Annotated in this window: 13 protein-coding genes; 8 read left to right on the top strand and 5 right to left on the bottom strand. The window is 60.8% G+C overall.

The genetic code is table 11. The annotated features are described in order from the left end of the window. Window positions 1–24: 24 nt before the first annotated feature. The 4 genes from VC35_RS03405 to VC35_RS03390 form a co-directional block, all read right to left on the bottom strand. Window positions 25–702 carry a response regulator transcription factor gene (locus VC35_RS03405; RefSeq protein ID WP_007984138.1) on the bottom strand — a complete coding sequence of 226 codons (678 nt, stop codon included), beginning with the start codon at window positions 700–702 and terminating at the stop codon, window positions 25–27. A gap of 7 nt (window positions 703–709) precedes the next feature. After that, complete coding sequence (locus VC35_RS03400) at window positions 710–1,123, bottom strand: SH3 domain-containing protein (RefSeq protein WP_046037741.1); 414 nt, start codon at window positions 1,121–1,123, stop codon at window positions 710–712. Window positions 1,124–1,246: 123 nt separating this feature from the next. After that, on the bottom strand, window positions 1,247–1,546 hold the full coding sequence (locus tag VC35_RS03395; protein WP_046037740.1) for a YciI family protein: 300 nt from the start codon (window positions 1,544–1,546) through the stop codon (window positions 1,247–1,249). A 1-nt stretch (window position 1,547) separates the two neighbouring features. Then, the gene (locus VC35_RS03390; RefSeq protein WP_046037739.1) at window positions 1,548–2,144 is read right to left on the bottom strand and encodes a septation protein A; all 597 of its coding nucleotides are present in this window, start codon (window positions 2,142–2,144) and stop codon (window positions 1,548–1,550) included. An 87-nt stretch (window positions 2,145–2,231) separates the two neighbouring features. Here VC35_RS03390 and VC35_RS03385 point away from each other — a divergent pair, with 87 nt between their 5' ends. From VC35_RS03385 to VC35_RS03360, 6 genes are all read left to right on the top strand, one after another. Then, window positions 2,232–3,095 (top strand): PHP domain-containing protein, encoded by an 864-nt coding sequence (locus tag VC35_RS03385; protein WP_046037738.1) that lies wholly within the window; start codon window positions 2,232–2,234, stop codon window positions 3,093–3,095. Window positions 3,096–3,108: 13 nt separating this feature from the next. Further along, window positions 3,109–3,738: an L-threonylcarbamoyladenylate synthase gene (locus VC35_RS03380; RefSeq protein WP_032829738.1), complete on the top strand. Its 630-nt coding sequence runs from the start codon at window positions 3,109–3,111 to the stop codon at window positions 3,736–3,738. A gap of 60 nt (window positions 3,739–3,798) precedes the next feature. Then, on the top strand, window positions 3,799–4,557 hold the full coding sequence (locus tag VC35_RS03375; protein ID WP_172435389.1) for a segregation and condensation protein A: 759 nt from the start codon (window positions 3,799–3,801) through the stop codon (window positions 4,555–4,557). An 11-nt stretch (window positions 4,558–4,568) separates the two neighbouring features. After that, entirely contained in the window at window positions 4,569–5,558 is a 990-nt protein-coding gene (scpB, locus tag VC35_RS03370) for an SMC-Scp complex subunit ScpB (RefSeq protein WP_046037737.1), read from the top strand. A gap of 295 nt (window positions 5,559–5,853) precedes the next feature. Continuing rightward, window positions 5,854–7,074 (top strand): 23S rRNA pseudouridine(2605) synthase RluB, encoded by a 1,221-nt coding sequence (gene rluB / locus VC35_RS03365; RefSeq protein ID WP_046037736.1) that lies wholly within the window; start codon window positions 5,854–5,856, stop codon window positions 7,072–7,074. A 412-nt stretch (window positions 7,075–7,486) separates the two neighbouring features. Continuing rightward, window positions 7,487–8,197 (top strand): response regulator, encoded by a 711-nt coding sequence (locus VC35_RS03360; RefSeq protein ID WP_046037735.1) that lies wholly within the window; start codon window positions 7,487–7,489, stop codon window positions 8,195–8,197. Between the two features lie 45 nt (window positions 8,198–8,242). Here the strand turns inward: VC35_RS03360 and VC35_RS03355 are convergent, their stop codons facing one another. Next, window positions 8,243–9,739, bottom strand: a complete 1,497-nt coding sequence (locus VC35_RS03355) for a sensor histidine kinase (protein ID WP_046037734.1) — start codon at window positions 9,737–9,739, stop codon at window positions 8,243–8,245. A gap of 72 nt (window positions 9,740–9,811) precedes the next feature. Between VC35_RS03355 and VC35_RS28565 the strand changes: the two genes are divergently transcribed. Further along, window positions 9,812–10,279, top strand: coding sequence for a hypothetical protein (locus tag VC35_RS28565; RefSeq protein WP_080925244.1), 468 nt, complete (start codon window positions 9,812–9,814; stop codon window positions 10,277–10,279). Window positions 10,280–10,576: 297 nt separating this feature from the next. Continuing rightward, on the top strand, window positions 10,577–20,054 hold a 9,478-nt coding region (locus tag VC35_RS03345), incomplete at its 3' end, for a peroxidase family protein (RefSeq protein ID WP_404942342.1).

The raw sequence follows: 20,054 nt of genomic DNA, 5'->3' as shown, positions 1-20,054 counted from the left end.
CCGACCTGACAAACCCTACAGGGATCAGAGGCTGTAGTAGTAGCCGCGACTGCGCAGGGCGACGATGCGCGGTCGGCCATCGGGGTGTGGGCCGATCTTCTTGCGCAGGTTGCTGACGTGCATGTCCAGGCTGCGGTCGTACAGGGTCAGCTTGCGGCCCAGGGCGATCTGCGCGAGCTCCTGTTTGTCCAGGGGCTCGCCGGGTTGCTTGAGCAAGGCTTCGAGCAGGCGGCTTTCGGAGACGGTGAGGGTGAATTCCTGTTCGTCGATGCTGACCACGCCGCGCACCGGGCTGAAACACAGGTCGCCCAGTTCCATCTGGCTGGACACCGCTGCCGGGTGGCTACGACGCAGGACTGCGCGCAGGCGGGCGGTCAGTTCCCGTGGGTCGCAGGGTTTGGCCAGGTAATCGTCGGCGCCGAGTTCCAGGCCGAGGATACGGTCCAGGGGCTCGCCCCGGGCCGAGAGCATCAACACCGGCAAATCCGGATGATCGCTGCGCAACTGCTTGAGCAGTTCCAGACCGCTGCCATCGGGCAGCATCACATCGAGCACCACGGCCGCCGGGGCGGTTTCGGCCAGTGCACGGCGTGCGCTCTGGCCGTCGTGACAGGCACGCACCTGAAACCCTTCCTGGCTCAGCCAACTGCTCAGGAGCTCACACAGCTCCTGGTCATCATCAATAAGTAACAGCTCGCTCATGACTCACTCAATTTAGCCATTGTCGACGTTTTCGACTTGCTCCACTGGCGAAGATACCGCAGAGCAGAGCCAATAGCGCTACCCCGGCGCCAATGACGAACCATTGTTGCTGGTCGGTCAGCAGGCGCGGCAGGGGACTGCTGGCCTGGGCCTCCTTGAGTTGCAGCTTCAAACGCTGGTTCTCCTGGCGCAACCGGGCCAGCAGCGGGCTTTCGCGTTCGCCATCGACAGTTTGCAATTGCTTGTTCAGTTCTTCCCGTTGCCGTTCGCTTTCTTTCAAGCGTTGCTGCAGCTCGGTGATCTGGCTGCCGGCGCTCAAGGAAAGCGGCGTCGAGTTGCCACCCTCGGCGGATTCTTCACCGTGGGCGGGCGCCACGATCGACAACGTGACCAACATCAGGCACAACGGACCCTTGCGCATGGCGACTCCTGGTTCCAATACGAGTATTGGGAAAGTTGTCGGCCGGCAAACGAGAATAATGAGCGATTGAGAACGCGATGAACCGATATGGTTCACCGCGTGGGGGCATTTGAAAGAAGAAAGTTACGGCAGGACTTGCTTGAACGGCTTGACCAGAACGTTGGCGTAGACGCCTGCAGCGATGTACGGATCGGCGTCGGCCCAGGACTGGGCGGCGCTCAGGGAATCGAATTCGGCAACGATCAGGCTGCCGGTGAAACCCGCCGCGCCCGGATCATTGCTGTCGATCGCCGGGTGTGGGCCGGCCAATACGATGCGACCTTCGCCCTTGAGCACTTGCAGGCGCTCCAGGTGTGCAGGCCGTGCGGCCAGGCGGGCTTCCAGGGAGTTGGCGACGTCTGTGGCAATGATTGCGTAAAGCATGTCAGTCCTCGGTTTTTGGCGTTGTGGTGTCGGCATCGTGCAGATGGCGGGACAGGTAGATGCCCTGGCCGACCAGGAACAGTAAAGTCATGCCCAGGCTGCCGAAGACCTTGAAGTCGACCCAGTAGCTCTGGAAGGTGAACGCGACAAACAGGTTGGCGGCACCGCAAAACAGGAAGAAGGCGATCCAGGCGATGTTCAGGCGCGTCCAGACCGGCTCCGGCAAGGTCAACGCGTGGCCCATGATGCGTTTGATCAGCAGGCTGTCACCGACGAAGTGGCTGCCGATGAACGCCAGGGCGAACAGCCAGTTGACCACCGGGGCTTTCCACTTCAGGAACGTCTCGCTGTGGAACGCGAGCGTCAGGCTGCCGAAGACCAGGCAGGCGATCAGGGTCAACCACTGGCTCTTCTCCAGCTTGCGCTGCTTGATGAACAGTGTGCCGTAGACCACCAGGGAGCTGACGATCAGCATCGCGGTGGCGCTGTAAATACCGCCTACAGTGATCTCATGACCGGCGATGTCGACGACCCGTGGGTCGATTTTGAAGACGATGAAAAACAGCAGGAGCGGGATGAAATCGATGAATTGTTTCACAGTGGCAGCCAGAAGCAGGATGTGGCGGCATAATAACAAACATATGGGCGCGCGATAGCGCCAGCTGATTTGAGGTTACAAAGCCCTGTGAATGTTGATTTGCACTGCCATAGCACGGCCTCCGATGGCGCCCTGGCGCCTGCGGTTCTGGTGGCGCGGGCGTTCGAGAAAGGCGTGCGAGTCCTGGCCTTGACCGATCACGACACCCTCGAGGGCCTCGACGAGGCCCGGCATGCGGCTACCGCGCTGGGGATGCAACTGGTCAACGGCGTCGAATTGTCCTGCACCTGGGGCGGCGCGACCATTCATGTCCTGGGCTACGGTTTTGACGTGAACGCCGCGCCGTTGGTCGAGGCCATCGCCAGATTGCATGATGGCCGCTGGCTACGCTCCGAGGAAATCAGCCGCAAACTGGCGCTCAAAGGCATGCCGGGGGCGCTGGATGGCGCCCGGGAGATCCAGCAGGAGCTGGGCGACAGCGGTAACGCGCCGGCCCGCCCGCATTTCGCCGACTGGATGGTGCGTGAAGGTTTCGTCAAGGACCGCGCCGAGGCGTTCCGCAAATGGCTGGGCGCCGGCAAGTTGGGCGACGTCAAGCAACACTGGCCGACCCTGGAAGAAACCGTCGAAACCCTGCGTGCGGCCAAGGCCTGGGTCAGCCTGGCACACCCGTGGCACTACGAATTCACCCGAAGCAAGCGTCGTCGTCTGATTGCCGACTATATTCAAGCAGGGGGCCACGCCATCGAAGTGGTCAATGGTTACCAGCCTGCCGAGCAAGTGGGCAGCCTGGCCATTCTGGCCCGCGAATTCGGTCTGCTGGTCAGCGCCGGCAGTGATTTTCATGGCCCTGGAGGCTGGTCGGAGATCGGTGAATACCGGCCACTCCCGGAGGATCTGCCGCCGCTATGGTGTCGATTCAAACATGACCCAGTTATTGCCGCCGTCTGAACAGGTAGAGAATGTGAGTCAATTTTTCCAGATTCATCCGGAAAACCCGCAAGCGCGCCTGATCAAACAGGCAGTCGAAATCATCCGCAAGGGCGGGGTGGTGATTTATCCCACAGACTCTTCCTACGCCATAGGTTGCCAGATCGGCGACAAGGTGGCCGTGGAGCGCGTTCGGCGCCTGCGACAGCTGGATGAAAAACACAACTTCGCGTTGATCTGCAGCGATCTGTCGCAATTGGGCCTGTTCGCCAAGATCGACACCGGCACGTTCCGCATTCTCAAGGCCCATCTGCCGGGGCCGTATACCTTCATTCTCAACGCCACCCGCGAAGTGCCGCGGCTGTTGTTGCACCCGAAGAAACGCACCATCGGCCTGCGTGTGCCGAGCCACCCGATTGCCCTGGCGTTGCTGGCTGAACTGGGTGAGCCATTGATGAGCGTGACCCTGATCATGCCCGGCGATGAAGATCCGTTGAGCGACCCGCACGAAATGCGCCAGTTGCTCGAACACCAGGTCGATCTGATCATCGACGGCGGTTTCGGCGGGATCAAGGCGTCCACCGTGATCAGCCTCGCCGACGGCGAGCCGGAAGTCATTCGCGTTGGTTGCGGCGACCCTGCGCCGTTCATGGTCGAGGCCTAGATGTCCGCAGTAGAACCCGTCGACAGTCAGGCCGGAGCCCAGCAGGAACTGCCCTTCGCCATGGTCTATGGCCAGGCGGTCATGGAAATGCCGCTGGACCTGTACATCCCGCCGGATGCCCTCGAGGTCTTTCTCGAGGCGTTCGAAGGCCCGCTCGACCTGTTGCTGTACCTGATCCGCAAACAGAACATCAACATCCTCGACATCCCGGTGGCGGAAATCACTCGCCAGTACATGGGCTACGTCGAACTGATGCAGTCGGTGCGCCTGGAACTGGCCGCCGAATACCTGGTGATGGCCGCGATGCTGGCCGAGATCAAGTCGCGGATGCTGCTGCCACGGGCCGAAACCGTCGAAGACGAAGAGGAAGACCCGCGCGCCGAACTGATCCGCCGCTTGCAGGAATACGAGCGTTTCAAGGCTGCCGCCGAAGGCATCGATGGCCTGAGCCGCGTCGGCCGTGATGTGGTGGTGCCCAAGCTTGACGCTCCGGAAGCCCGGGCGCGCAAGCTGCTACCAGACGTGCGTCTGTCCGAGTTGCTGCTGTCGATGGCCGAGGTCTTGCGTCGTGGCGACATGTTCGAAAGCCATCAGGTCAGCCGCGAGGCGCTGTCGACCCGCGAGCGCATGAGCGATGTGCTGGAGCGCCTCAAGGGCGGCGGTTTCGTGCCGTTTGTCGAGCTGTTCACCGCTGAAGAAGGGCGCCTGGGGGTGGTGGTGACCTTTATGGCGATCCTTGAACTGGTCAAGGAATCCCTGGTCGAGCTGGTGCAGAATGAGCCATTTGCCGCGATCCACGTGCGAGCCCGAGCCGAATAACGAGTCGAAACATGAACCTGACTGAACCCCGTGATCTGGCACCCTTGCTTGAAGCCTTTCTGTTGGCCTCGGGAAAGCCGCAATCTTTGGAAAGCCTGTTCGAACTCTTCGAGGAAGGCGAGCGCCCGGAACCGCCGGTCTTCAAGAAGGCCCTGACGATTCTCGCCAAGTCCTGCGATGGCCGCGCCTTTGAACTCAAGGAAGTGGCCTCGGGGTATCGCCTGCAGATTCGCGAGAAGTTTGCGCCGTGGGTCGGACGTCTGTGGGAGGAGCGCCCGCAGCGTTACTCCCGGGCCATGCTGGAAACCATGGCGCTGATTGCCTATCGCCAGCCGATCACCCGTGGCGAAATCGAAGACGTGCGGGGCGTGGCGGTCAACAGCAATATCGTCAAGACCTTGATGGAGCGCGAGTGGATCCGCATCGTCGGCTACCGCGACGTGCCCGGCAAACCGGCGATGTTCGCCACCACCAAGGCGTTCCTCGATCACTTCAACCTGAAGAACCTCGACGACCTGCCGCCGCTCGCGGAACTGCGCGAGCTGGAGCCCGATCCGGTGCTCGACTTCGACGACGCCCCCGTACCCGCCGGGCTGCAAGAGTTGGCCGACGCCAGCGCCGAGCCGGAAGAGCCCAAGGAAGAGACCAGTTTCCATACGCTGTTGCTGGAACTGGACAGCATGGAGGAGGGGATCAAGACCGACTTCGACGACTTGCTTCGTGATGGCGCGTCGCCTGAGTTCGATCCGGAACAGTCGGTCATCGAGCCAGAAGTCGAAGCGGCACAGCCCGAGCCTGAACCGGAAGGCGAGCCTGAGCCGGAAATTGAACCGGAGCAAGAAGACGACATCCTCGGCGTTGCCGAAGCCCGGGAAAAACTCCTGGCCGCCGTTGCCGCCCTCGAACAGCCCAAACCCGAGCCGGAGCTTTCGGACGAAGAGGCCGAGGCCCGCGCCCTGGCCGAAGCCATCGAAGCCGAGCGTCACCAATTCGAAGACTGATACGAATCTTGGGAACTGTGGAGATCCATTGTGGGAGCGGGCTTGCTCGCGAAGAGGGCGTGTCAGACGACATCTTTGTTGGCTGACCTGCCGCCTTCGCGAGCAAGCCCGCTCCCACAGGGGAATTGTGTTCACCGCAAAGCTACGAACCACCGGCCAGCGGAAAAACAAATAACCTTGCCTTGATCAGCTAGTCTCTGATGCGCAAACGCCCTCATGCGCGTATGATTCGCGACCCTTCGGCGATCCCTTCGCCCAAGTACCCAGTTTTCAGACCACACCGGGAGGTGCCCAGATGAGTATCAAAGACCAGCAAGACGACCAGCCAATCGGCCCAGCAGGCGAAAAACTGCAGAAAGTCCTCGCCCGTATCGGCGTCGGCTCGCGCCGTGACGTGGAAGCCTGGATCAGCCACGGCCGCATCAAGGTCAACGGCAAAGACGCCACCCTTGGCCAGCGCGTCGACATGCACGACGCCATCACCATCGATGGCAAGGTGATCAAGCGCGAAGAGGCCGCCGAGTCGGTGCGCCGCGTGATCATGTACAACAAGCCCGACGGCGAGATCTGCACCCGTGTCGATCCGGAAGGCCGTCCGACCGTGTTCGACAAGATGCCGCGCCCTAAAGAGGGTCGCTGGATCAACATCGGTCGCCTGGACATCAACACCACCGGTCTGCTGATGTTCACCACCGACGGTGAACTGGCCAACCGCCTGATGCACCCTTCCTACGAAATGGACCGTGAATACGCGGTACGTGTGCGTGGCGAAGTCGATGACGAGATGATCGAGCGCCTGAAGGCGGGCGTTGTCCTTGAAGATGGCCCGGCCAAGTTCACCGACATCAAGCAGGCGCCAGGTGGTGAAGGTTTCAACCATTGGTACCACTGCGTGGTGATGGAAGGCCGTAACCGCGAAGTTCGTCGCCTGTGGGAATCCCAGGGCCTGGTGGTCAGCCGTCTGAAGCGCGTGCGTTTCGGCCCGGTGTTCCTCAACTCCGACCTGCCGATGGGCCGCTGGCGCGAAATGAGCCAGTACGAAGTCGACGTTCTGAGTGCCGAGGTCGGCCTGACGCCGGTCGCAATGCCGCAGATGAACGCCAAGAGCAAAGACAAGCTTGACCGGATGCAGCGCAAGTCGTCGCGTCCAATGGCCAAGACCGAGCGCGTGCGTACCCTGCGTCCTGCCACTGGTGCAGCCTCCGCACCTGCCGCGCCGCGTGCCAGCCGCGAGCCGCAGATCGAAGGCGAACGTCCAGGGCGCAAGCCTGCTGCCCGTCAGGACGGCGAACGCGGTCCACGCACGCCACGTCCGGCCAATGGCCGTACCGAGCGTGGCGAAGGTCGTGGTACGCCGGTAGCCGATCGCCCGGCCGACACCAAGCGCCCGGCCAAGCCTGCGCCTAAGCGTCCGGGGATCAAACTGGTCGACAGCGACACGCCATCGGGCAAGCGCCGTGGCGCACCGGCCGGTTCCGGCCAGCGTCCGGGCTTCGGTCGTCGCAAGCCGGAGTGAGGCAGCGGTAAGCTTCGAGCTGCGAGCGAAAAGTAAAAACGCCAACCTTCGGGTTGGCGTTTTTTTTTGCAGTCCCTACCAAAATCGGTCAGTGAAACAGGCCCGCTACCCTCTCCATAAATGGGGCATTTCACCCACCCAGCCGGGGGTTTACCACCTAATTTGAGGAATCTTCCCTCCCACACCTTTCTCTCGCTTGAAGCACTCAAAAACAGCCTGTTAATTCATTTGAACTTTTTCTTCGCTTTATTGAAATGGCTCATTAGTTGCACCACCCCCTGGTACTCGCACCGCTGTAGTCCCGGACATCATGGAGACGGCGGGGCTTGCCGGATTCGGCATGACGCGAGGGGTGAAAAATGAAAGGCGCGACACCAACATGCAGCTCCATCGCCTCTTATGAGGAGTTCCTATGAGTTCCATGATCAAGATTGGCATCGTTGATGATCACCCGCTGTTAAGGGATGGGGTCACAATGGCACTGAAGAAAGTCGCTGACTTTCAGGTGGTCGAGCAGGGGGCGTCTGCCGAGGATGCCCTGGAAATTGCCGCTCGTTTTGCTCCGGATGTTTTGCTGATGGATGTAAATATGCCGGGCGATAGCTTTGCTGCCGTGCGAGCGATCTCAACTTCTTCGCCCGCAGTTAAAATTTTGATGCTGACGGTATCCGAGTCCATCGAGGACGCCTATACCGCCCTCGAGGCGGGTGCGCAGGGATATGTGTTGAAAGGCATAAGCGGTCGTGAGCTTGTACAAGCCATCAGAAATGTTGCCGGTGGTGAAACCTTCATTACACCCAAGCTTGCCAGCAAGCTGTTAAGCAATTTCGCAAAACACGCGGCTGATAAGCAAAAGGTCGAACTGACCCATCGCGAGGAACAAGTTATCCGGGAGGTATCGAAGGGCCTGACTAACCGCGAGGTTGCTATCAAGCTCGAGCTCTGCGAGAAGACCATCAAGCACTACATGACGAATGTCATGTACAAGCTACGCGTTCGTAACCGGACGCAGGCAGTCGCAGCAGTGAGACGGCATTGGGAGAGTGACCATATACCTGGCTTATGTGGTGTTCTTCAACGCCGCGACTTGAATGACAACGGTAAGACAAGTAACGGGCGATAAGCGCTTGCGGTTACTTGAGTGCAATGATCATTTTGGTACGGGTGATCAGATTTTGAACTGCGCCCTGGCTTTGGTTCCGGCATGGGGCGCCGATTCAATGATGAATATTCCGCCGAGGGATTCGACGCGATAGCGCATGCCTACAAGGCCCAGATGGGTTCTACCTCGACCAGGCACATTTGGTTTTTCGGTTGGAATTCCCACTCCCGCATCCTCGACTTGTACTTCCAGTAACCCTTCGCAGTGAGAGGCGCTGAGTTTTTGGCCTTTTCCTCCGGCGTGAATATAGGCATTGTTCAACGCTTCCTGGGCGAAGCGGTAAATACAAATTTTATGCGCTATCGGTACATCGTCAGGAAGAGTATCAAGCTCCAGTTCTACTCGCGTCTCGGTTCGCTCTTCGTGCCGCTCGGCAAGCAATACCAGCGCATCGTGCAGGGTCAGTTCATTGACTTCGGGAAGTGCCAGGCCGAGTGATATTTCCCGCACTTCGTTTAAAGCATCCTCGCCGGCACGCCTGATCATTTCGATGACCTCCCCATCCGAGGCGCCTTGTGAATCTTCGAGTTCTTCAAGGCGAAGGAGAATAAGTGACAACAGCTGAGCAGGACCATCATGAAGATCTGCCCCGATCCGCCGAAGAGTGAGTTCATTGATTCTGGAGAATTCGCGATTGGCTGTAGTGACTTTGTGCTGAAGGGCGGCATTGTTTGAGTGCAACTTGGCTTGCTCATCCATTCGCCATTCAAGTGCTGTTTCATGCTGCTTTATTATCTTGTCATCACGCCGAACGATAAAAAATAACAACAAAAGCATGGCTGTCGTTGCTGCACCAACTATCGCCCATACTTTCTTGCGAACATTATTGATTTCGCGCTGTAACGCTTCCGCGGTTTCGTAGAACTCTCCAACCGCAACAATCTTTCCAGTAACCGTTTCTCGCAGTGGAGCAAAAATTTCATAGAGCGGAATATTCAGACTTCGCTCAAAAGCATCCTCAGTATCATCTTCAAAATCATTGTCCAGTTCTGTATAGATCTTGCCTGTCAGCGCCTGTGAGATCTCCTCTGTCGGAAAAGTTTTCTGGACCGTGGACTTGTCGGTGCTGTAGACAATCGTGCCGTCTGGAAGCCAGATCTTCACCGAGACCACATGCGTACTCAATGAGGTGCTGGACAGCAGGTGATCAATAGTCTGAATGGTTCCATCGGGGAGTTCTTTGGCAGTGGTCAGTCCCTGGACGAAAGGATCGAGAAAGTTCTGCATATAACGCGCGCCAGTCTCTGCCGCCGTTTGAATCGTTGCATCTTCGATACTCTGGCTTACGAGCTTTCCAACGAACGTCATGGTCAAGCCCAGAATGATTGTGGCGCAGATGACGAACTGGGTTGAGCGGCTTGAATGGCGCAGTTTCGCACGGGGAGGCTGTCTCCCTGGCACTCCGCCACTGGACGCTTGGCCAGCCTCTGATCCGACCAAGGTCTGATCCGATTCTTCGACCAAGGTCTCAGAATTTGATTGGGCTTTTGTCTCTGTACACATCCGGGTAGCCCCTCAATACTCATTTTCAATGGAGTGTAAAGCTGGCGTTTGAGGTTGAAGTCGGGAGGCGCGATGAATAATTTAAAAAGATTCTCGATCCATCTGGATAATCGCTATTTCCGGCAACAACAGCCGGGGGTTATTACCAATAGTGTGGTCGGCCATTCGCACCCTGGCATTCAAGTCAAACTCGGTTCATTTGAAATCTCTGTTGAGAATACGCTCCAGTACAACAGTGCGGGTGTTCCACTCAATCAGAACCAAACCTATGGTTCCAATGGTTTCCTGACTCCGCCACCCAGCGTGCGGAGCCAGTCTCCAGTACATACTAGTCAATTCGTAGTCGATGCCAGTTTTCTCATGGATAAAAGGCTTGTTGACGAAGCCGCATGGACGCAGAACCGTGCCATCACCCCTCAGGAAGTCCCGGAATATGGCGATCTTCGCGAGCATATTCCGGCCAATGCCTTTGTTCTCTGGATGTGTGGCATCTGTGACAAGCCCCCTACACCTGAGAGAGCATCATGTACAGATGCATAGAGCCCCGATACGTGACGGGGCCGTTAGCAAGTTGCACCTTCTATTCAACCTGGGTTCATGGGCCGTCGCCTCCTTGAGGCGCAATACCAGCCTGTAAATACGGTTGTCATGGGGAATTGATCCTCAGTCGAGTTCTGCTGATTGCTTGCAATTCAGTAGGGGCTCGGTGCGGCCGTGGTACCAGGTCCCGTCGTTCAAATTTCGGTTTCATTTATGGGGTTCAGCACTAAACCACGCGTTTGCAGCCGTGTTTTATGCGTGTGGTTTCCTGACTAGTCAAGCATCGAGGAAACAGCCATGGCCAGCTTCATCAAGTCCGATCTTGAGTTCATTCTCGAACAAATTTTCATCGCTGAACGGAATGCGGCAGGCGCGAGTCTGGCTGACATGCTGCCGAACGTAGAGGTACCCTTCGGCCTGCGCACTGTCTCCGGCATCGACAACAACCTGGCCAATCCCCAGTTCGGCGCCGCCGACAACTTCTTCCCGCGTATGACGACGCCGGTGTTCAATACCGCGCAGGTCCAGCCGGTCGGCTTCTTCGGCCCGGCCGATCCTGGCGGAACCACACCGACCTCCTACCTGCAGACCAGCGGTTTCGTCTTCGACTCGCAGCCGCGTACCATCAGCAACCTGATCGTGGACCAGACCGCCAACAACCCGGCGGCAGTCGCGGCTGCAGCGGCCAATCCGGATTCACAGGTCGTCACCAGCCCCGGTCTGGATGGCCTGTTCGGCACCGCCGACGACATTTCCGTCTTCCAGATTCCTAATATCACGCCGGACGCGGGCCTGACCGCGCCCTTCAATGCCTGGATGACCTTCTTCGGCCAGTTCTTCGATCACGGCCTGGACCTGGTCACCAAAGGCGGCAGCGGCACGGTGTTCATTCCGCTGCAGCCCGACGATCCACTGTTCGTGCCTGGTAGCCCGACCAACTTCATGGTGTTGACGCGGGCCACCAATCTGCCCGGTCCCGACGGCATCCTCGGCACCGCCGATGACATCCACGAGCAGAGCAACACCACCTCGCCGTTTGTCGACCAGAACCAGACCTACAGCTCGCATCCCTCGCACCAGGTGTTCCTGCGTGCCTATGAACTCAACGCCGTTGGCGATCCGGTGGCCACCGGCAAGCTGATCACCAACCGTGACCTGGGCGTCGATGGGCATTTCGGCACAGCTGATGACGTTGAAATCGGCGGCATGGCCACCTGGGCAGTCGTCAAGGCTCAGGCCCGTGATCTGCTCGGCATCAACTTGACCGATGCGGATGTGTTCAACGTACCGCTGCTGGCGACCGATGCTTACGGCAACTTCATCAAGGGGCCTAACGGCCTTCCTCAAGTCGTGATGATGGGCGCGGATGGCATTGCCGGTACGGCCGATGATGTGCTCGTCGAGGGTAATCGGGCTGCACCCATCAGCCTGACAAACGCCGTGCGCACCGGTCACCAGTTCCTCATCGACATCGCCCACAGCGCCGATCCGACCGGCGGCCTGACGGCCGACGCGGACACCGTCATTGGCGGCCCGCAAGCCCCCGGCACCTACGACAACGAACTGCTCGACAAGCACTACATCGCCGGCGATGGCCGGGTCAACGAGAACATCGGCCTGACCACCGTGCATTCCATCTTCCACAGCGAGCACAACCGGCTGATTGACCAGACCAAGGCAACGGTGCTGGCCTCCGCCGACCTCGCCTTTCTCAATCAGTGGCTGCTGCCTGACGCCCAACTGGCGGCGTTGCCGGTAACGGCGGCCGACATCGCGGCCCTGCACTGGAACGGCGAGCGGTTGTTCCAGGCCGCCAAGTTCGGCACCGAGATGCAGTACCAGCACCTGGTGTTCGAGGAGTTCGCGCGCACCATCCAGCCGCAAGTGGACGTTTTCCTGGCACCCATGGGCAACGACACCACGATCAACCCGGCGATCGTCGCCGAGTTCGCGCACACGGTCTTTCGCTTCGGCCACTCGATGCTGGTGGAGACGGTCGATCGTTTCGATGCCAACTTCAACGTCGTTGGCGACGGCAATCCGGTTGACCCGGGCAATCAACAGACCGGCCTGATCGCGGCCTTCCTCAACCCGTTGGCATTTGCTGCGAGCGGCCCCACCCCTGGGGAGGCGGCAGGCGCCATCGTACGCGGCCTGACCCGTCAGGTCGGCAACGAGATCGACGAGTTCGTGACCGACGCGGTGCGCAACAACCTGGTCGGTCTGCCGCTGGACTTGGCCGCCCTCAACCTGGCGCGCGGCCGCGACACCGGCATCCCGTCGCTGAATGAGGCGCGGCGCGAGTTCTACCACATGACCGGCGACAGCCAGTTGACCCCCTACACGAGCTGGGCCGATTTCGTGCAGCACATGAAACACCCGGAATCGCTGATCAATTTCATCGCCGCCTACGGCACGCATTCAACCATCACTAGCGCTACGACGATGGCGGCCAAGCGCGCCGCGGCTGCGGATCTCGTGCTCGGCAGCGCGACCGCGCCAGCCGATCGTCTCGACTTCCTGCACAGCACCGGTGCCTGGGCGAGCACCGCCGGTGCGGACGGTATTCTGAACACCGCAGACGACGTGACCACCACTGGCCTGGACAACGTCGACTACTGGATCGGCGGCCTGGCCGAGGAGAAAATGCCCTTTGGCGGCCTGCTGGGTTCGAGCTTCAACTTCGTCTTCGAAACCCAGTTGGAAAACCTGCAGAATGGCGACCGCTTCTACTACCTGGCACGCACCGCAGGACTCAACTTCGGCACTGAGCTTGAGAACAATTCGTTCGCCAATCTGGTGATGCTCAACAGCAACGCAACACACCTGCCGGCTAACATATTCCTGACGCCGGCCTTCATCCTGGAGACCGACCCGACGCACCAGTTCAATCAGAGTGTGATTGCCGGGCCGGATGGCATACTGGTCGACAATCCATTGACGCTAGTCAATGAGGCCGCCGACAACCTGCCAGCCAACGCCGACCCCTTTGGCCCATCGGACCACCCGATTGGCTCACCACGTATTGACCATTTCACGCCACTGGTGATTCGCGACAACCCCGCCACACCGGGCCTGGATACCAACTACCTGCACTACACCGGCGGCGATACGGTCGTGCTGGGCGGCACGCCCGGCGACGACATCCTCATTGCCGGCGACTCGGACGACGACACCGTCTATGGCGACGCCGGCAACGACCGCCTCGACGGCGGCTACGGCAACGACAACGTCTTTGGCGGTACCGGCGACGACATCATCACCGACATCGGCGGCAGCGACACCCTGCGCGGCGAGGACGGCAACGACGTCATCCAGGCCGGCAACTCGACCCTCGGCCTCAACAACCTGGTCTTCGGCGGCGCTGGCAAAGACTTCATCATCACCACCGAAGACATCACCATGACCTTCGCCGGCGCGGGCGACGATTTCATCCTCGGCGCCAAGGTCAACCTCGCGCCGACCGGCAACGAAGGCGACGACTGGATCGAGGGCGGCACCCAGGACGGTGCGCCCGGCGATAACATGAGCCCGACCTTGTCCGACGATGTGCCCGGCAACGACATCTTCATCGGCACCGGCGGATTCGATGAAATGATCGGTGAAGGCGGCGACGACACCTTCGTCGCCAGCGATGCTCAGGACAAGATGGACGGCATGTCCGGGTTCGACTGGACCACCTACAAGAATGACAAGTACGGCGTGACCGTCGACATGGTCGTTCCCTTCTTCAGTCCGTATCACGCGGTACCTGATGCCGCGGGCAATATCGTGGGCGCCGTGGCGCAATCGGCCGACTCGGTCTATGACCGGTTCGCGGAAGTGGAGGGCCTGTCGGGGTCGGCCTTCGCCGACTTCCTGCGCGGCGATGAACAAAACGCGGCCATCATCGCCAACATCACGGCCAGGGGCAGCATCCTCACCAACTTCGATCTCGTCAGCGGCCTGCGGGCCTTCGTCGGCAGCGCCGGATTCGGTGCCGACGGTATCGGGGGGACGGCCGACGATCAGTTCGGCGCGGGCAACATCATCCTCGGCGGTGATGGCAGCGATATCATCGAGGGTCGTGGCGGCAGCGACCTCATCGACGGCGACAAGTGGCTCAACGTGCGCATCAGCGTGCGTCAGAACATCGATGGCACCGGGCCGGAAATCGCCACCTTCGACAGCATGACGCCGATGATCCCGCTCATGCTGAACGGCACCTACAATCCCGGCCAGCTCGTCGCCGTGCGTGAAATCCTGCCGGGCGCGGGGGGCTTCGACACCGTCAACTTCCTGGGCCCGATGGCGAACTACACAATCACCGTCAACGATAACGGCACCCCGGCCAACTTTGCCGATGACATCGTCACCGTGACCGACAATGTCGGCAAGGAAGAAACCGACCGTCTCACCAACATCGAGCGGCTGCAGTTCTCCGATCAGTCCATGGTCCTCGTGCCCGGGCTCAACGCTGAGCCGGTGGGCGCGCTGACGGTAGATAACACCGCACCGACCGTTGGCCAGATACTGACCGTGTCGGCGGCAGGCCTCACCGATGGCGACAACGCGGGAGGGGCTATCCACAATTCCATCAGTTACGTATGGCAGTTTGAAGCGGCACCGGGCTCGGGCGTCTTCGAGGACATCATCCTCGGCCCAGGCCGCATCGGTATCGGATTTACAAGAGCGGACGCGCCCACTCTCACGGTGACGTCGGATCTTGCCGGCCTGGCAGTGCGCGTCAAAGGCATCTATGCGGACGATCATGGCGTGACCGAGCAGGTATTCTCGGCGCCGACTACGGCAGTAGTGGCCGCGGCGCCAGCCCCCGCAGTGGCGCCTTCGCTGATTGATCCGCAGACCACTGCCCCCAGCAATGGTGTGCGTTACACGCAATCCGACCTGGCGTTCATCCTTGACCAGATCAAGATAGCGGAACACAACGCGGCGGGTGAGAACATGGTTTCTCTGCTGCCGAACATACGGATGCCATTCGGTTTGCGCACGGTCGAGGGGACGGACAACAACCTGCTCCATCCCGAGTTCGGTGCTGCCGATAATGTATTCCCGCGCCTGACCACGCCGAACTTCCGCCCGGCGGATCCGGTTCCGGCCGGTTTTCCGGGAGCCGGCACGCCGACCTCGTATACGCAGACCAGCGGCTTGGTGTTCGACTCGCAACCGCGCACCATCAGCAACCTGATCGTCGACCAGACCGCCCACAACCCGGCGGCGGTCGCGGCCACCTTCGATCCGGGCGTGGATGGCATCCTCGGCACGCCTGACGATGTCCTCAAGGCCGGTGCGCAGGTGGTTACCGGAACCCGCACCGACGGCACGACGTTCCAGACCTTCTTCGACCCGAACATAAGCCCCGATGCGGGCCTGACCGCGCCCTTCAACCAGTGGATGACCTTCTTCGGCCAGTTCTTCGACCATGGCCTGGACCTCGTCACCAAGGGCGGCAATGGCACGGTGTTCGTCCCGTTGCAGGCGGATGATCCCTTGGTCCTCGGGCCAGACGGCATCGCCGGTACCGCCGACGATCTGCCTGCAAACCTGCGCTTCATGACCGTGACACGGGCGACTATGCTGCCCGGCCCCGACGGCATCCTGGGCACGGCCGACGACATCCACGAGAACACCAACACCACCTCGCCGTTTGTCGACCAGAACCAGACCTACAGCTCGCATCCTTCGCACCAGGTGTTCCTGCGTGCCTATGAGTTCAACGCTTTAGGCGATCCGGTGGCCACCGGCAAGCTGATCGAGAATCGGACTGCCGGTGGCGACGGCATCCTGTTTACCGGTGACGATAGTTTGACTGGCGGCATGGCCACCTGGAAGGTGGTCAAGGCGCAGGCGAGTGCGATGCTGGGCATTAACCTCACCGATGCCGACTTCGACAACGTGCCGCTGCTGCGCACCGATGCCTACGGCAACTTCATCAAGGGTTCGAACGGCTTCCCGCAGGTCGTCATCGGGCTTGGCCCCGACGGTATTGCGAACACGGCTGACGACGTGGTCATCGAAGGCAACCCGCTGGCCCCTATCAGCCTGGCGACTGCCGTGCGCACCGGCCATGCCTTCCTCAACGACATTGCGCACACTGCCGTTCCGGTGGACGGCCAGACCGGCGCGGCACTCCTGCCCGATGTGGACACTGTCATCGGCGGTACACCTGCGCCGGGCTTCTACGACAACGAACTGTTGGACGCGCACTACATTGCCGGCGACGGCCGGGTCAACGAGAACATTGGCCTGACCACCGTCCATTCGATCTTCCACCATGAGCACAATCGCTTGGTCGATCACACCATGGCGGTGGTCCTGGCGACAGCGGCAAGCGGCGATGTGTCGTTCCTGAACGAGTGGCTGCTGACACCTGTCACTGCCGTTCCTGCCGACACCTCGACCCTTGACTGGAACGGCGAGCGTCTGTTCCAGACAGCGAAGTTCGGCACCGAGATGCAGTACCAGCACCTGGTGTTCGAGGAGTTCGCGCGCACTATCCAGCCGATGGTCGATCCGTTCTTCGCACCTGGTCAGGTGTACGACACCGCGATCGATCCGAGCATCGTTGCCGAGTTCGCGCACACTGTCTATCGCTTCGGGCACTCGATGCTGCTGGAGCAGGTCGACCGGCTCGATCCGAACTTCGCCTCGAGCGACATCGGGCTGATTCAGGCCTTCCTCAACCCGCTCGAGTTCGCGGGCAGCGGCGCCACCCCGGAACAGGCGGCCGGTGCTATCGTGCGCGGTGTGACCCGCCAGGTGGGTAACGAGATCGACGAGTTCGTCACCGAAGCCCTGCGCAATAACCTGCTGGGCCTGCCGCTCGATCTGCCCGCCATCAACCTGGCGCGCGGCCGCGATACCGGCGTTCCGTCCCTGAACGCGGCGCGGCGGGAGTTCTATGGGCCCACCGGCGACGCAGAGCTCAAGCCCTACACCAGTTGGGCCGATTTCGTGCAGCACATTAAACATCCGGAATCGCTGATCAACTTCATCGCCGCTTATGGCACGCACTCAACCATCACCAGCGCCCTCACGCTGGCGGACAAGCGCGCCGCGGCTGCGGACCTGGTGTTAGGCGGCGCGACCGCACCGGGCGACCGTGTCGACTTCCTGAACAGCACGGGTGCCTGGGCCAGCACCGCCGGTGCGGACGGTGTTTTGAACACCGCAGATGACGTGACCATCACCGGTCTGGACAATGTCGACTTCTGGGTTGGTGGGCTGGCCGAGGAAAAGATGCCCTTTGGCGGCATGCTCGGCTCGACCTTCAACTTCGTCTTCGAGAACCAGATGGAGAAACTCCAGGACGGTGACCGCTTCTACTATCTGGAACGCACCGCCTCGATGGACTTTGGCGCTGAGCTTGAGAACAACACGTTCTCCACGCTGGTCATGGCCAATACCGACGCAACACACCTCTCGGGCAGGGTTTTCCTGACGCCAGCCTACACTCTGGAGGTCAACCAGGCGAACCAGTACAACCCAAGTCTGATTGCCGGGCCGGATGGCATACTGGTCGACAATCCATTGACGCCAGTCAATGAGGCCGCCGACAACCTGCCGGCCAACGCCGATCCGTTTGGTCCGTCGGTCCACCCGATTGGCTCACCGCGCACTGATTTTCTCACGCCGCTGGTGATCCGAGACAACCCCGCCACGACGGGTCTGGATAGCAACTACCTGCACTATACCGGCGCCGAAACGGTCGTGTTGGGCGGCACGCCCGGCAACGATATCCTCATTGCCGGCGACTCGGACGACGACACGGTCTATGGCGATGCCGGCAACGACAGGATCGATGGCGGTTACGGCAACGACCAACTCTTTGGCGGTACCGGTGACGACATCATCACCGACATCGGCGGCGATGACGTCATCCACGGCGAGGACGGCAACGACGTCATCCAGGGCGGCAACGGCCTCAACCTGATCCTCGGCCAGGCCGGCCAGGACTTCATCGTCACCGGCGAAGACGCGGCCGACACCAGCGGCGGCCTGGGCAACGACTTCATCCTCGGCAGCAAGGCGAACGAATTCGCGCGCGGCGGCGAAGGCGACGACTGGATCCAGGGCGGATCCGCCGATGGTGTTGCCGGCGACAACTTCGACCCATTCGGCAACGATCCGATCAATGGCAACGACGTCTTCATGGGCGATGGCGGACCGGACAACTTCGACGGGGAAGGCGGTGATGACATCATGATCGGCAGCCCCAGCGAGGCGGACCGTTTCATCGGCTTCTCCGGTTACGACTGGGCGACCTTCAAGGACGATCCGGCCGGCGTGACCATCGGCCTCAACTCCAGGCTGCGCTTCTTCGATCAGCCTGCGGTGCCTGGTTCCACCGCGTCGATCCTTGCCCGGTTGGACCTGGTGGAAGGGCTGTCGGGATCGTCCCACGCCGATTTCCTCAGCGGCGATGACTCCACTGCCGACTTGCTCGCCATCGCTGGCGCCAAGGGCAGCGTGCTCACCAACTTCGACCTCATCAGCGGTCTACGGGCGTTCGTCGGCATCGCCGGCAACGGCGCGGATGGCATCGCCGGCACAGCCGACGATAAGTTCGACGGGGGCAACATCGTCCTGGGTGGCGCCGGCAGCGACGTCATCGAAGGCCGTGGAGGCGATGACCTCATCGACGGCGACAAGTGGCTCAACGTGCGCATCAGTGTGCGGCAGAACATCGATGGCACCGGGCCGGAAATCGCCAGTTTCGACAACATGTCACCCCTGGTCCCGCTCATGTTGAACGGCACCTATAACCCCGGCCAGCTCCAGATCGTCCGCGAGATCCTGACGGCGACCGGTCCTGACTTCGACACGGCGCTGTTCTCCGGCAATCTGGCGGATTACACCGTGATTGAAAACGTCAACGGCACCTATACGGTCATCGACAGTGTCGCTGGCAGGGACGGGACCGACACCCTCAGCAATATCGAGCGGGTGCAGTTCTCCGATCAGGCGCTCGTACTCGGCGGTTTGAACTCGGCGCCAGTCGGTGTGTTGAGGATCGACGATCCCACGCCCGCCGTCGGCCAGGTGCTGACGGTCTCGGCGGCAGACATCACCGATGCCGACAATACCGCGACCGGCGGCGCGATCACCGGGCCCATCAGTTTCTTCTGGCAGTTCGAAGCGCGCCCGGGCTCGGGCGTATTCGAAGACATCACCTTCTTTGCCGCCGGAGAGGTCGCGCGCGCGGAGGGCACGACCGTCACGGTGGGCTCGGAACTCAGGATTGCACCACCGGCGACCCTCATCGGCGCCGTGCCGGCTATCCCGGAACTCGTCGTGCCAACCGGACTGGCTCTGCGCGTCAGGGCGGTCTACAAGGACGCCAATGGCGTGCTGGAGGAGGTGTTCTCGGCGCCGACCGCACCGATCACGCCGGCCGGTACTGGCACCGTCAATGTCTTGCCGGTTGGAACGGTGCTGATCAGCGATACGACCCCGACACCAGGCTCGGCCTTGACCGCCACGGATGCGTTCACCGACGCCAACGGGACCACGACCTCGGTGATTACCCATCAGTGGCAGGTGGGGCGCGGTGCGATCTTTACCGACATCGCCGGTGAGACGGGCACAACCTTCACGCCCATCCAGGCACAGACCGGTCAGCAACTGCGTGTCGTCGCGAGTTACACCGATGACCTCGGCACACTTGAGCGAGTCACCTCTGCCGCAACGACAGTGGTCGGTGATGTGTTTGTCGGTACCGCCGGTGGCGACATATGGACCGGCACGGCAGGCGACGACGTGGCCAGCGGAGGTG

The sequence above is a fragment of the Pseudomonas fluorescens genome, assembly GCF_000967965.1.
GTDB classification, from domain to species: domain Bacteria; phylum Pseudomonadota; class Gammaproteobacteria; order Pseudomonadales; family Pseudomonadaceae; genus Aquipseudomonas; species Aquipseudomonas grandcourensis.
This window is presented reverse-complemented; position numbering and strand designations above follow the sequence as displayed.